Origin of the sequence: Streptacidiphilus anmyonensis, assembly GCF_000787855.1 — a bacterium.
GTDB classification, from domain to species: Bacteria; Actinomycetota; Actinomycetes; order Streptomycetales; family Streptomycetaceae; genus Streptacidiphilus; species Streptacidiphilus anmyonensis.
The window spans coordinates 1-14,349 of record NZ_BBPQ01000109.1; the positions used below are offsets into that span (position 1 = coordinate 1).

Annotated in this window: 9 protein-coding genes; 6 read left to right on the plus strand and 3 right to left on the minus strand. The window is 70.9% G+C overall.

Annotation, left to right across the window (positions count from 1 at the left end):
• Positions 1-272: 272 nt before the first annotated feature.
• Positions 273-1,700 (minus strand): APC family permease, encoded by a 1,428-nt coding sequence (locus tag TR50_RS40310; RefSeq protein ID WP_042434870.1) that lies wholly within the window; start codon positions 1,698-1,700, stop codon positions 273-275.
• A gap of 442 nt (positions 1,701-2,142) precedes the next feature.
• Positions 2,143-6,090, minus strand: coding sequence for a type VII secretion protein EccC (locus TR50_RS40315; protein WP_042434873.1), 3,948 nt, complete (start codon positions 6,088-6,090; stop codon positions 2,143-2,145).
• Between the two features lie 540 nt (positions 6,091-6,630).
• Here TR50_RS40315 and eccD point away from each other — a divergent pair.
• The 6 genes from eccD to TR50_RS40345 all read left to right on the plus strand — a co-directional run bounded on the left by eccD (position 6,631) and on the right by TR50_RS40345 (position 13,886).
• Positions 6,631-8,079 (plus strand): type VII secretion integral membrane protein EccD, encoded by a 1,449-nt coding sequence (eccD, locus tag TR50_RS40320; protein ID WP_042434875.1) that lies wholly within the window; start codon positions 6,631-6,633, stop codon positions 8,077-8,079.
• Between the two features lie 180 nt (positions 8,080-8,259).
• Complete coding sequence (gene rpsO / locus TR50_RS40325) at positions 8,260-8,550, plus strand: 30S ribosomal protein S15 (RefSeq protein ID WP_042434878.1); 291 nt, start codon at positions 8,260-8,262, stop codon at positions 8,548-8,550.
• Between the two features lie 407 nt (positions 8,551-8,957).
• Entirely contained in the window at positions 8,958-11,165 is a 2,208-nt protein-coding gene (locus TR50_RS40330) for a polyribonucleotide nucleotidyltransferase (RefSeq protein WP_042434901.1), read from the plus strand.
• An 89-nt stretch (positions 11,166-11,254) separates the two neighbouring features.
• The gene (locus tag TR50_RS40335) at positions 11,255-12,613 is read left to right on the plus strand and encodes a M16 family metallopeptidase (protein WP_042434882.1); all 1,359 of its coding nucleotides are present in this window, start codon (positions 11,255-11,257) and stop codon (positions 12,611-12,613) included.
• A 36-nt stretch (positions 12,614-12,649) separates the two neighbouring features.
• On the plus strand, positions 12,650-13,411 hold the full coding sequence (gene dapB / locus TR50_RS40340) for a 4-hydroxy-tetrahydrodipicolinate reductase (protein WP_042434885.1): 762 nt from the start codon (positions 12,650-12,652) through the stop codon (positions 13,409-13,411).
• A 19-nt stretch (positions 13,412-13,430) separates the two neighbouring features.
• Positions 13,431-13,886, plus strand: a complete 456-nt coding sequence (locus TR50_RS40345; protein ID WP_439654281.1) for a tetratricopeptide repeat protein — start codon at positions 13,431-13,433, stop codon at positions 13,884-13,886.
• Here the strand turns inward: TR50_RS40345 and TR50_RS43400 are convergent.
• Positions 13,837-14,349: GNAT family N-acetyltransferase (locus tag TR50_RS43400; RefSeq protein ID WP_052441856.1), on the minus strand; the 513-nt coding region annotated here is incomplete at its 5' end. The genes TR50_RS40345 and TR50_RS43400 overlap by 50 nt on opposite strands.

Genomic DNA, 14,349 nt, shown 5'->3' on the forward strand with positions numbered 1-14,349 from the left:
AAGGGCGCGACTCCTGCGCAGGGAGCCAGTCGCACAGGGAGCCAGTCGCACAGCCTCAGGGGCGCGGGGCTGGTGCCGATCTGCGGCTCCGCCGCGTGGGCGCGAGCAACCAACGGCGTGCGGACGGCCCTGTGCGTGGAGGACCGTCCGCTCATCGGTGGCTTGTCGTGCAGCCCTCCGCGCCCCTGGAGAGTGCAACGACCTGCGGGAGCGGAAAGCCTCGGGCCCCCGCGCGGGGGTGCGCGGGGGCCCGAGTGGGGTGCGGCGAGCTGTCAGACCTCGAGGGCTTCCTTCTCGTCCTCGGGGATGGTGATGATCCAGCGGGTCTCCGGGCGGGGCCGGAGGTAGAAGACCCAGTACAGGGCCGCCGCGGCGGTGATGCCGCCGGTGAGCCAGAGGGCGGTGAAGCTCTGCTGGGTGACCACGTAGATCAGGACCAGGATCAGCGCGACCGGCACCGCCGGCCACAGCGGCATGCGGTAGGCCTTGGCGTTCTTGTGCTTGCCGCGGCGCGCGCCCAGCGCGGCGACGGCGACGCAGCCGTACAGCAGGGCGACGGAGACGCCGGTGACGGCGCTCAGGGTGTCCAGGTTGACGAAGCACAGCACCGCTCCGGGGACGCCGACTGCGAGGGTCGAGATCCACGGGGAGCCGTAGCGCTTGCTGAGGCTGGTGAAGGCGCGGTTGACCGGCTCCGGCCAGGCCTTGTCACGGGCGGAGGCGTACAGCACGCGGGAGTTCTGGATGACCATGACGATCGCCGCGTTGATGATCGCGAGCGCGATGGCCAGGCTGACGAAGGTGCCGACGGCGGAGTTGCTCCACTGGGTGACCATGCTGGAGATGTCGCCGCCCGCCAGGGCGTCCAGGCTCGGGGCGCCGACCGTGATCGCGATGACCGGGATCAGGATGACCGCGGAGCCGATGCCGAGCGTCCACAGCACGGTGCGCGGCACGGTGCGGTGCGGGCGCTCCATCTCCTCGGCCAGGTAGACCGCGGTGGAGAAGCCCTGGGTGATGAAGAGCGCGGCGGCCAGGCCCGCGATGAGGGTGCCGAAGGTGACGGGGCTGATGCCGCCGTGCGTGCCGGGCAGCTGCGGGTGGAGCAGTACCGAGGCGGAGCGGTTGCTGTGCGCGAAGCCGAGGACGGCGACCAGGCTGGCGGCGACGACCTCCAGCACCAGGAAGATGCCGGTGATCCAGGCGTTGGCCCGCAGGTCCAGCAGACCCATGACGGTCGCGGCGATCATGACGATCGCGCCCATCAGCTTCGGGTCGACGTGGACGATGGGGGCGAGGTACTGCGAGGTGCCGAGCGCGATCACCGGGGGCACGATCATGACGACCAGCAGCGCCTGGATGAAGGCGAGCCAGCCGGTGAACCGGCCGACGGTGTGGCCGGCCATGGCGTACTCGCCGCCGGCGCTGGGGACCAGCGTGCCGAGCTCGGAGTAGCACCAGGCGACGCCGATACAGAGGACGATCGCGATCGCCAGCGCGAGCGCGGTGCCCGTGCCGAGGGCCGCGAAGGAGGCCGGGACGATCACGAAGAGCGAGGACGCCGGCGTCAGACACGACAGTGTCAGCAGAGTGCCGCCGACGACGCCGATGGAACGCTTGAGCTTCTGCGGTTCCGCGGCCTCGATCGAGGGCGCGGCAGCCGTTGTGCCGTCCTGGGGACGGCGCAGGGTGTCGGTCATGGGCGTTCCGTTCCGGCTCGCACAACAGAGGGTGTCGCTGGGGGAGCGCTATCGCCTCCTGGCGTTCCTCGCTGATGCTCGTGTCAGTCGCTCCCGGCTCAGTCATGGAACCCTGCCGTTAACGGCGCGTCAAGGCCGGTTTTGCTTCGGATTCCGTTGCCGGATTCGGCTAGCACAACTGATCTGAAGTCGTGTCAGCGAGTTGTCCTTTATGTCCTCGGTCACACTGCGCCTTTGCTTCAAAGATAGATGCGCAATACAGCCTTCATATCATTGCCATCCAGTATTTATGATCATGGCTTCGCGATCGGCGAACCCGGCGACGACAACGGGGCCGCCGAGTGACCAAGCACTCAGCGGCCCCGCGGCCTGCTTCGGATTGAGCAGTCTGCGGACGAAACCGTCCGCATAACGATCCGGAATGTGGAAACTTTTGCGACGGCTACTGGGGCGGCAGCCACCCCGTCTGCACGGTGAACGAGCCCCGGCGGCGGGTGACCAGGACGCCTCGGCCCGGCGGCAGGATCTGCGGGCGAACGTTGCCGAGCAGCACGCCCTCGTCGCGGTCGCCGGACAGGACGATGCCCTGCGCGCCCAGCTCCTTGAGCCGCTGCATGACCGGCTCGAACAGCGCGCGCCCGGCGCCGCCCGAACGGCGGGCGATGATGATGTGCAGGCCGACGTCCTTGGCGAACGGCAGCACCTCCAGCAGCTGCTGCAGCGGGTTGCCGGTGGAGGTGGCGACCAGGTCGTAGTCGTCGACGACCAGGAACAGCTCCGGGCCGCTCCACCAGCTGCGGTCGCGCAGCTGCTCCTGCGTGACGTCCTTGCCCGGGATGCGGCGCTCCATCGAGCCCTTCACATCGCCCAGGAACGCCTGCAGGGCGGGCTGCGCCGCCGCGTACTCCAGCAGGTGCGGAGTGGTGACCGTGCCCAGCAGCGAACGGCGGTAGTCGCCGATCACGATCAGCGCCTGCTCCGGCGTGTACCGCTCGGTGATGCCCTTGATCAGCAGACGCAGCAGCGCCGTCTTACCGGTCTCGCCGTCACCGAAGACGATGAAGTGCGGGTCGGTGTCGAAGTTGAGGTACACCGGCGCGAGCGCGTTCTCGTCCACACCGATCGCGATGCCGAGATCGGCCGTCTCGAACGGCTTGGGCAGGTGGTCGACGGGGAGCAGCTCCGGCAGCATGCGCACCTGCGGGGCCCGGGGGCCCTGCCAGTTCTCGGCGGTGGCCTGCACCATCGCGGCGACCGCGTCGGAGAGGTCCTCGACCGTGCTGGAACCGTCCAGGCGCGGCAGACCCGCCAGGAAGTGCAGCTTGTCGGCGGTGAGACCCCGGCCGGGCGCGCCCGCGGGCACGTTCTGGGCCACCTTGCGGTCGATCTCGGACTCCATGGAGTCACCGAGCTTGAGCTCGACACGCGTCTGGAGCAGGTCCTTCAGCGCCGGGCGGACCTCGCCGTAGCGGTTGGCGGTGACCACCACGTGGACGCCGTAGGCCAGACCGCGCTGCACGATGTCGGCGACGTGCGGCTCCAGCGCCTCGAACTCCTGCCGGAAGCTCAGCCAGCCGTCGATGAGCAGGAAGACGTCGCCGTGCGGCTCGTCCGGCAGCATGCCCTGCTTGCGGCGGTTGCGGAAGGTCGCGACCGAGTCGATCTGCTGCGCCCGGAACAGCTCCTCGCGGCGGTTCAGCACCCCGCTGACCTCGGAGATCATGCGGCGCACCTTGTCGCCGTCCAGACGTCCCGCGACGCCGCCGACGTGCGGCAGGCCCTGCATGCCGATCAGACCGCCACCGCCGAAGTCGAGGCAGTAGAACTGCACCTCGGCGGCGGTGTGCGTCATCGCGAACGAGGTGATCGCGGTCCGCAGCAGGGTCGACTTGCCCGTCAGCGGACCGCCGACGACCAGACCGTGGCCGGCCGCGCCGGAGAAGTCCACGTACATCAGGTCGCGGCGCTGCTCGAACGGCTTGTCGACCAGACCGACCGGGACCACCAGGCGTCCCGGCGCGGTGTAGTCCGGCGCGTGCAGGCCGCGCTCGGCGCTGACCGCGAGACGGCCGTAGAGCTGGTCGACGGAGGGCGCCTCCTTCAGCGGCGGCAGCCACACCTCGTGCGCCGGCGGGCCCTGGCCCTCCAGTCGGTCGACGATCACGTCGAGCACGGTGTCCACCAGCGCGTCGTCCTGCCGGGGCGGCTGGACGACGGCGGGCGTCTCCTCCAGCGGCTGGAGCGGCAGCGCCACCGGCGAGCCGGTGAACAGCACCGGCCGCGCCCGCCGGACTCCGCCCGAGGACTGCTGCGCGCCGCCCGGCCGGTAGGGGCCGGACACGTAGGCGGCCTTGAACTGCGCCATGACGTCGGTGCCGAACTTCAGGTAGCCGACACCCGGCACCGGCGGCAGGTGGTAGGCGTCCGGGACGCCCAGCGCCGCGCGGGACTCGGCGGCGGAGAAGGTGCGCAGACCGATGCGGTAGGAGAGGTAGGTGTCCAGACCGCGCAGCTTCCCCTCCTCCAGACGCTGCGAGGCGAGCAGCAGGTGCACACCCAGCGAACGGCCGATGCGGCCGATCTGGATGAACATGTCGATGAAGTCGGGCTTGGCCGTCAGCAGCTCGCTGAACTCGTCGATGATCAGCAGCAGCGAGGGCAGCGGGTCCAGCGGCGCACCGGCCGCGCGCGCCCGCTCGTAGTCGTGGATGTTGGCGAAGTTGCCGGCCGCGCGCAGCAGCTCCTGGCGGCGGTTGAGCTCACCGGTGATCGAGTCGCGCATGCGGTCGACGAGGGTGAGCTCCTCCGCCAGGTTGGTGATGATCGCGGAGGTGTGCGGCATGTCCGCCATGCCGGCGAAGGTCGCGCCGCCCTTGAAGTCGGCGAGAACGAAGTTCAGCGTCTCCGAGGAGTGCGTCAGCGCCAGACCCAGCACCAGCGTGCGCAGCAGCTCCGACTTGCCCGAACCGGTGGCCCCGACGCACAGGCCGTGCGGGCCCATGCCCTCGAGTGCCGCCTCCTTCAGGTCCAGGACGACCGGCTCGCCGCCGGCGCCCAGACCGATGGGGACGCGCAGCCGGTCGTGCACCGGTCGCGGACGCCAGGTGCGGGCGGTGTCCACCGAGGCGGCGTCGCCGACGCCCATCAGGTCGGTGAAGTCCAGGTTCGCCAGCAGCGGCTCGTCGTCGCCGCCCTGTGAGATGCGCAGCGGGGCGAGCTGACGGGCCAGCGCCTCGGCCTGCCAGGCGGACACGGTGTCCGGCACGCCGCTGTAGGAGGCGCCGGACGCGGAGCGCAGCGTCATCTCCTTCGGCGTCACACTGATCGCCAGCTGGCCGCGCTGCTCGTCCGTCTCGCCGAGCACGACCTCGACGACGGTCACGCCCTGGAGGCCCTCACCGCTCGCCAGCACCGAGTCGGCGCCGATCTGGGCGCCGTCGAGGATCACCACGATGTGCGGCTGGTCCGGCACGGGCTGGGCGTCGCGGTGGAACCGGGCACGACCGGCCAGCTCGTCGTCGAGCAGCTCCTCCAGCTCGTCGAGCGAGGTGCAGATCATGCGCAGCGAGCCGGCGCCGTCGGTCTCACGCGGGTGCTGGGTGTGCGGGAGCCACTTGGTCCACTCCCACTCCGGCAGCGCGCCGGGCGCGCAGGCGATGCCGACGACCAGGTCGTCCGGCGACTGAAGCGTGGTCAGCTGCGAGAGCACGGCGCGCAGTTGCCCGTAGACGGTGTCCGGGTCGCCGGAGACGGTCATGTGGTAGAAGGCGCGCAGCGAGACGGCCAGCGGCAGGTCGGGCAGCGTGCTGTGGCTCTTGATGAACGACCGCATCGCGTCCGCCGTCAGCGGCTCCAGGTCGTCGACCGGCGCGGTCTGCGGCGGGACGATCCGGGACGCCAGCTGCTGCGGTCCGGTGCCCACGCGTACCTGCGCGAAGTCGCCGTCCATCGGCCGCCGCTCCCACAGCCGGCGGCCCTCGGCCACGACGGACCAGAGCTGGTCCGGCTGGGGGTGCGTGTACAGCTGCGCGTCGCGCTGAAGCTGCGCCACCTTGCGCACCTGGCGGCGCAGCTGGCCCAGGTACTTCAGGTAGTCCGCGCGCTCGTCGTCGGTGCCGCCGCCGCCCTTGCGCGACTGGTTCACCTGCGCGACGGCCATGGCCACCGTCGAGGCGACCATCATGCCGCCCATGACCTTCATCATCGTCTGCGCGCCGGGCATGAAGAAGAACGCGGCGGAACCGGCCGTCGCCAGCATCGGCAGCAGGGACTGCCACCAGGAGCCCCCGTCGTCGCGGGGCAGCTCCGGCGGAGGCTCCAGATGGAGCTCCTCGTTCGGCACCGCCGGCGGGTAAGCCCGCGGCGGTCGCTTGACGGTCACCACGCTCAACTCGGCACCAGCCTCGTTCTTTAGTCCCCCGGTGACCGCAGGGGGGCGCAATCTGCCGCCCCCGTGGCACCGCTGTCCGCAAGCGGCGATCCTATCGGGAACCGGTCATGGCTCGATCACGGGGAAGAAGAGATCGAACGAGACCAGAAGCAGGCGGAGTTCCCGCAGCCCGTCCGCGCCGCTGCCCGGCACGTGACCGAGGCGTGCGCGGACGCCGCTTCCAGGAGTGACGGGTCGTCGGCGGGATGCAGCGTCAGGCCGGACGGCCGCTCCAGTCCCTCGACGGATTCACCCCCGTGGCGGACGTACCCCATCCCGCCCCGGCGTCCCTCTCCCGGGCGATCTGCGCCGTGTCACGCGAGCTCGGCGCACTGCCGCCGGTCGCGCAGGTGATTCTGACGCCGTCTCAGGACGGGCGCTCCGGCGACCGATCGCCTCGGGGTCCCAGGGGTCGCGTCCGGCTACTCCCCGCGACCCTGACAAGTGTCCGCACCGTATAAGGTGAACCGCTGTCAGCCACGGTATGGGGGAGGCCACCACGTGAGCACCAGCGCCACGACCGGGTTCTGCCGGGTCACCGTCGTCGCGCCGGACAGTCGGATCGATGTCGCTCTGCCCGAGGACGTCCCGCTCGCAGACATCTATCCGGAGGTACTGCGGCTCTCCGGACAGACCCAGGCCGAGGGCGCGCCCACCGGGTTCCACCTCGTCCGACGCGACGGCACCGTCCTGGACAGCAGCCTGCCGCTGCAGGCCCAACAGGTGCGTGACGGAGACCTGCTGAGCCTGCGGCCGTTCGCCGAGTCGCTCGCGCCCGCCGTCTTCGACGACGTCGCGGACGCCATCGCCTCCGGCGTCGCGGAGGACCGCAGCCAGTGGGGCCCCGCGCTGATGCGCGGTACAGGCCTCATCGGCGGCGCGATCGTCCTGCTCCTGCTGGCCTTCGCACTGTGGTTCTCCGACCTCCAGCACGACATGCACTCGCTGCCCGGCCTGATCGCCGGCCTCGCCTCGGTCGTGCTGATCGCGCTGGCCGGCGCCCGCGCCCGCGTCTACGAGGACCGGGGCGCGGCTCTCGCGCTCGGCATGGCCGCGCTGCCGCTGGCCATGCTCGGCGGTACGGGCGTCGTCGCCCCGGCGCAGGGGGAGGGGCCGGGACGGATCCAGTTCCTCGTCGGCTGCATCGCCGTGCTGCTCGCCGCGACGCTGCTCGCGGCGCTGCTGCCGAACGGCGACGCGCCGTTCGTCGCCGCCGCGCTGGTCTCCGGTGTCGGCACGATCGCGACGCTGGTCGGCGTCCTCACCGACGCCTCGGCCCGCGAGGTCGCGGCGGGAGCCGCGGTCGTCGCGGTCGGGCTGGTGGGCTTCCTGCCCTCCCTGTCCTCGCGCTTCGCGCGCCTGCCTGTCGGCTTCCACGCCCCCCAGCAGCAGCGCCCCTCGGCGCGCGGCGGGGACAGCGAGAACCGTCCGGCCCTGGACCTGACCCGCATCGCGACGCAGGCCCGCCGCGGCCACGAGCTGCTCGTCGGCATGGTCGGCGGCTGCGCCGCCGTCGTGCTGGGCAGCAGCGTGGTGCTGGCCTTCACCTACAACACCTGGACCGAGGTGCTCGCGCTGACCCTCGGCGTCTCGACGATGCTGCGGGCCCGCCTGTTCACCCACACCTCGCAGGTGATGTGCCTGCTGGTCGCGGGCCTGGGCAGCCTTGCGCTGCTGGTGGTGGGCCTGGCGCTGCACATGCCGCTGTTCATCTTCACGAACATGCGCGACACCTCCGCCGTCGACATCCGCACCCTGGTGACGGCGGTCGGCATCGCGGCCGGCGCGGCGATCCTGGTCTCCATCGCGCTGGTCGTGCCCAAGAAGGGCGTCTCCCCGTTCTGGGGCCGCATCCTCGACCTCGTCGACGGCCTCACCCTCGCCGCCCTCGTCCCGATCGCCCTCGCGGTCCTGGACGTCTACGGCACCGTCCGGGGCTTGACTTCCTAGGGGGTGGGCCCTCCGACAGTCGGGGCGCTGATCCCGGCTGCCAGAGGGCCCACCCCCCTCCTGGTAGGCTTGACCGCTGGATCGTGCGTGCATCATGCACGCGGCGTTCCTCCGCCGAGTACGTCAGACCCTGTGACGAAGACCAGGGGCGCTCGGCACCATGATCGTGAAGGAGTGGGCATGGCCCTCGACCAGAGCATCAAGAAGCAGATCATCGCCGAGTACGGTCAGAAGGAGGGCGACACCGGCTCTCCCGAGGTCCAGATCGCGCTGCTGTCCCGCCGCATCGCGGACCTGACCGAGCACCTCAAGTTCCACAAGCACGACCACCACTCCCGTCGTGGTCTGCTGCTCCTGGTCGGTCAGCGCCGTCGCCTGCTGCAGTACCTGGCCAAGACCGACATCGAGCGCTTCCGTACCCTGGTGGACCGCCTCGGCATCCGCCGCGGCGCCGCGGGCACCGCTCGCTAGTCGACCCACTCGGGGGCGGCTCTCCCAGGGATCTGGGGGAGCCGCCCTTCGGTGTATCGCACCGCCCCCGCTCCTCACACGTTCGGCTCCGCCGAAGGGAGCGTGGTTGAGCCTTGGGCACGCGTGGGAAAGAGACCGTGCGTAAGGTGTGAAGGACAAAGGGTGCCGCATCCCACACGGGGATGAGACACCGGACGCGGAGCGTCCACACGCATCCGAGCCAGCGGCAGCCAGGCCGCCGGTCCTCGGTAGTGGCCGCCGGAGGAGCAGCGCGTAGGTACGCGGGCTCCGGCCGGCAGCTTCGATCGAAGACCGGCCAGGTCCAGGCCGCAGGACGTACGGACAAGCGCGGGGGCGCTCCACCTAGAGGACAAAAGAAGGAGATCTTCCGGGTGGAAGACAACACCATGCACGAGGCCGTGGCCGTCATCGACAACGGCAGCTTCGGCACCCGCACCATCCGCTTCGAGACCGGCCGCCTCGCCAAGCAGGCCGCCGGCTCCGCGGTCGCCTACCTCGACGACGACACCATGGTCCTCTCCGCGACCAGTGCGTCGAAGCAGCCGAAGGAGCACTTCGACTTCTTCCCGCTGACCGTCGACGTCGAGGAGCGGATGTACGCCGCCGGGCGCATCCCCGGCAGCTTCTTCCGCCGTGAGGGCCGTCCCTCCGAGGACGCGATCCTCACCTGCCGTCTGATCGACCGCCCGCTGCGCCCGTCCTTCGTCAAGGGCCTGCGCAACGAGATCCAGGTCGTCGTGACGGTCATGGCGCTCAACCCCGACCACCTGTACGACGTGGTCGCCATCAACGCCGCCTCCGCCTCCACGCAGCTGGCGGGCCTGCCCTTCTCCGGCCCGATCGGCGGCGTCCGCGTCGCGCTGATCCGCGGCCAGTGGGTCGCCTTCCCGACGCACAAGGAGCTCGAGGAGGCCGTCTTCGACATGGTCGTGGCCGGCCGCGCCCTGCCGGACGGCGACGTCGCGATCATGATGGTCGAGGCCGAGGCCACCGACAAGACCATCGAGCTGGTCAAGGGCGGCGCCACCGCGCCGACCGAGGAGGTCGTGGCCGAGGGCCTCGAGGCCTCCAAGCCGTTCATCAAGGAGCTGTGCCGGGCGCAGGCCGAGCTCGCCGCGCACGCCGCCAAGGCGACCGCCGAGTTCCCGGTCTTCCTCGACTACCAGGACGACGTCCTGGAGGCGCTGACCGCCGCGGTCAAGGACGAGCTGGCCCAGGCGCTGACCATCGCCGGCAAGCAGGCCCGCGAGGCCGAGCTGGACCGTGTGAAGGACCTCGCCGTCGAGAAGCTCCTGCCGGAGTTCGAGGGCCGCGAGAAGGAGATCTCCGCCGCGTACCGCGCGCTGACGAAGAAGCTGGTCCGCCAGCGCATCGTCAAGGAGAAGGTCCGCATCGACGGCCGTGGCATCACGGACATCCGCACCCTGGCCGCCGAGGTCGAGGTCGTCCCGCGCGTCCACGGCTCGGCCCTGTTCGAGCGCGGCGAGACCCAGATCCTGGGTGTCACCACGCTGAACATGCTCCGCATGGAGCAGCAGCTCGACACGCTCTCCCCGGAGACGCGCAAGCGCTACATGCACAACTACAACTTCCCGCCGTACTCCGTCGGTGAGACGGGCCGCGTGGGCTCCCCCAAGCGCCGCGAGATCGGTCACGGCGCGCTCGCCGAGCGTGCGCTGATCCCGGTCCTGCCGACGCGCGAGGAGTTCCCCTACGCGATCCGCCAGGTCTCCGAGGCGCTGGGCTCCAACGGCTCGACGTCCATGGGCTCGGTCTGCGCCTCCACCATGTCGCTGCTGAACGCCGGTGTGCCGCTGAAGGCCGCCGTCGCCGGTGTCGCCATGGGTCTGATCTCCCAGGAGGTCGACGGCGAGACGCACTACGTCGCGCTGACCGACATCCTCGGCGCCGAGGACGCCTTCGGCGACATGGACTTCAAGGTCGCCGGCACCAAGACCTTCGTCACGGCCCTCCAGCTGGACACGAAGCTCGACGGCATCCCGGCCTCCGTCCTGGGCGCGGCCCTGAAGCAGGCGCACGACGCGCGTCTGCACATCCTCGACGTGATGAACGAGGCGATCGACGTTCCGGACGAGATGTCCCCGAACGCGCCGCGCATCATCACGATCAAGATCCCGGTGGACAAGATCGGTGAGGTCATCGGCCCCAAGGGCAAGATGATCAACCAGATCCAGGAGGACACCGGCGCCGAGATCACCATCGAGGACGACGGCACGATCTACATCGGCGCGTCCGACGGCCCGGCGGCCGAGGCGGCCCGCAACACGATCAACCAGATCGCCAACCCGACCATGCCGGAGGTCGGCGAGCGCTACCTGGGCACCGTGGTGAAGACCACGACGTTCGGTGCGTTCGTCTCCCTCATGCCGGGCAAGGACGGCCTGCTGCACATCTCGCAGATCCGCAAGCTCGCCGGTGGCAAGCGCGTGGAGAACGTCGAGGACGTGCTGCCGGTTGGCACCAAGGTCCAGGTCGAGATCGCCGAGATCGACCCGCGCGGCAAGCTCTCGCTGATCCCGGTCATCGAGGGCGAGGAGGCGGCCGAGGACGCCGCCACCGACGCCGAGAAGTAAGCAGCAGCTTGCTCACTGCGGCCCGGCTCCACCGTCAGGGTGGAGCCGGGCCGCAGGCCCGTTCGCGCAACAATCCCAAGGACTTCTCAGTGCCGCAGCCCACTGCCCAGGACCAGCGTCCCGGAACGACCAAGACCCTGCTCAAGGGCACCGACGGCGCCGGAACGGTCCGACGAACGGTCCTGCCCGGCGGCCTCCGCGTCGTCACCGAGACCCTGCCCACCGTCCGCTCCGCGGCCTTCGGGATCTGGGTCGGCGTCGGCTCGCGGGACGAGACGCCGGTGCTGAACGGCGCCACGCACTACCTGGAGCACCTGCTCTTCAAGGGCACGAAGACGCGCTCCGCGCTCGACATCTCCTCCGCGCTCGACGCGGTCGGCGGCGAGATGAACGCGTTCACCGCCAAGGAGTACACCTGCTACTACGCGCGGGTGCTCGACCGCGACCTGCCGTTGGCCGTCGACGTCGTCAGCGACATGCTGACCTCCTCGCTGGTCCGGCAGGAGGACATCGACACCGAGCGCGACGTGGTGCTCGAAGAGATCGCGATGACCGAGGACGACCCGAGCGACGTCGTCCACGACCTCTTCGCCAAGACGCTGTACGGCGAGTCCCCGCTGGGACGGCCCGTGCTGGGCACCGTCGACACCATCAACGCCCTGACCCGCGACCAGGTCCACGGCTTCTACCGCCGCCGCTACAAGCCCGAGCACCTCGTCGTCGCGGCCGCCGGCAACGTCGACCACGCCAAGGTCGTGCGGCAGGTGCAGCGCTGCTTCGAGCAGGCCGGCGCGCTGGGCCGTGAGGACGTCCTCCCGGCCGCGCCCCGCAACGGCAGCCGCGCGCTGAAGACCGCCGGGAAGGTCGACATCCTCGACCGGGCGACCGAGCAGGCGCACCTGGTCCTCGGCATGCCGGCGCTCGCCCGCACCGACGACCGCCGCTGGGCGCTCGGCGTGCTGAACTCCGCCCTGGGCGGCGGGATGAGCTCGCGCCTGTTCCAGGAGGTCCGCGAGAAGCGCGGGCTCGCCTACTCCGTCTACTCCTACACCTCCTCCTACGCCGACTCCGGGCTCTTCGGCATCTATGCCGGCTGCCAGCCCAAGCGGGTCGAGGAGGTCCTGAAGATCTGCCGCGAGGAGCTGGAGAAGGTCGCCGTCGACGGCATCACGGAGGACGAGCTGAAGCGGGCCGTCGGCCAGATGTCCGGCTCGACCGTGCTCGGCATGGAGGACACCGGCTCGCTGATGTCCCGCGTCGGCAAGGCGGAGCTCTGCTACGGCAGCCACCTCTCCGTCGACGAGCTGCTCGGCAAGATCGCCGCGGTGACCCTGGACGACGTCCGCGCGGTGGCCACCGAGGTACTCGGCGGGCTCCGTCCTTCCCTTGCTGTGATAGGACCGGTGGCAGGCAAGCGCGCCGACCGCCTCGCCCAGGCCATGGCCTGAGCCGGCCAGATTCCTCAACTGCTAGGAGCCACTGCAATGAGCACGCCGCTGCGGGTCGCCGTCATCGGGGCCAAGGGCCGGATCGGCTCGGAGGCCGTTCGCGCCGTCGAGGCCGCCGAGGACATGGAGCTCGTCGCCGCGATCGGCCGCGACGACAAGCTGGAGACGCTGGTCGAGTCCGGCGCCCAGGTCGCCGTCGAGCTGACCCACCCGGACGCGGTGATGCGCAACCTGGAGTTCTGCACCGCGCAGGGCATCCACTCCGTCGTCGGCACCACCGGCTGGAACGAGGAGCGCCTCGCCCGGCTGGGGGAGTGGCTTGCGGCCTCGCCGGGCACCGGCGTGCTGATCGCCCCGAACTTCTCCATCGGCGCGATCCTCACCATGCGCTTCGCCCAGCAGGCGGCCCGCTTCTTCGAGTCCGTCGAGGTCGTCGAGCTGCACCACACCAGGAAGGCCGACGCGCCCAGCGGCACCGCGACCCGCACCGCGCAGCTGATCGCCGCCGCCCGGGCCGAGGCCGGGCTGCCGCCGCAGGAGGACCCGACCACGCACGGCCTCCCGGGCGCGCGCGGCGCGGACGTGGACGGCGTCCCCGTCCACGCGATCCGCCTGCGCGGCCTGCTGGCGCACCAGGAGGTGCTCTTCGGCGGCGTCGGGGAGACGTTGACCATCCGTCACGACTCGATGCACCACAGCTCGTTCATGCCCGGCATCCTGCTCGGCGTGCGCAACGTCGTGGACGCGCCCGGTCTCACCTTCGGGCTCGAGAACTACCTGTTTGCCGAAGGCGAGTGACATAGCCGTGGTTGCCCGGGTGTTGTACTTCGTCGTCACGATCGCTCTGCTGCTCGGCCTCGCCGTGGTGGCCGCGACCGGCGGTCAGCTGATGGCCACCGGCAACGGGGCCGGCATCGGCATCGGCGTCTGCGCCGAGGTGCTGGTCGGCATCGCGCTCTGGTTCGTCTGGAAGACCTACCGCTTCGGCCGGGACAGTCAGCGGCTCTCCCGGATCCTGGAGGCAGAGAACGGCCTGCCGGTCGACGAGCTGACGCGCACTCCGGGCGGCAGCATCGACCGGGACTCGGCCGACGCGGTCTTCGCCAGGCGCAAGGCCGAGACGGAGGCAGCGCCGGAGGACTGGCGCAGCTGGTTCCGGCTCGCCGTCGCCTACGCCGACGCCCGTGACACCCCGCGGGCCCGCAAGGCGATGGAGCGCGCGATCAGACTGCAGCGCGAAAACGCCGCTGGCGCGGCAGCGCACTCGCACTGACCGGCCGCAGCGGCGCCGGAGCGGTGTAACGCAGCTCCTGCACCACCGCGCCGCCGAACCGCAGCTCGTCACGGGCGCCGTCCGCCTGCCAGCCGTGGCGCTCGTAGAAGCGACGGGCCTGCGCGTTCCGTTCCAGGACCCACAGGCTCAGCGTGTGGAACCCGTCCACCGCCAACCGGTCCGCCGCCGTCCTCAGCAGGGCGGCCCCGGCGCCGGTGAACCAGGCGTCCGGGTGAACGTAGAGCGCGTGCACCTCGCCGAAGCCGTCCCGCTCACCGCGCGCCGACTCGACGCTGGGGCGCTCGCTCCCCGCGACGACGAAGCCGACCAGCCGGCCGTCCCGCTCGGCCACCAGGTAGTGCCGTCCGGTCGGCAGGTCGCGCAGGTACTCGGCGAGACGGGCCGGTGCGGCGGTCGCGTCCAGCTCGTCCAGGTAGGCCGGCGGGAGCACCCCCGCGTACGC

Bases quoted from the DNA above. Each gene is read 5' to 3' on its own strand.
- TR50_RS40310 (WP_042434870.1), bottom strand. From the start codon at position 1,700: ATGACCGACACCCTGCGCCGTCCCCAGGACGGCACAACGGCTGCCGCG.
- rpsO (WP_042434878.1), top strand. From the start codon at position 8,260: ATGGCCCTCGACCAGAGCATCAAGAAGCAGATCATCGCCGAGTACGGT.
- TR50_RS40330 (WP_042434901.1), top strand. From the start codon at position 8,958: ATGCACGAGGCCGTGGCCGTCATCGACAACGGCAGCTTCGGCACCCGC.
- dapB (WP_042434885.1), top strand. From the start codon at position 12,650: ATGAGCACGCCGCTGCGGGTCGCCGTCATCGGGGCCAAGGGCCGGATC.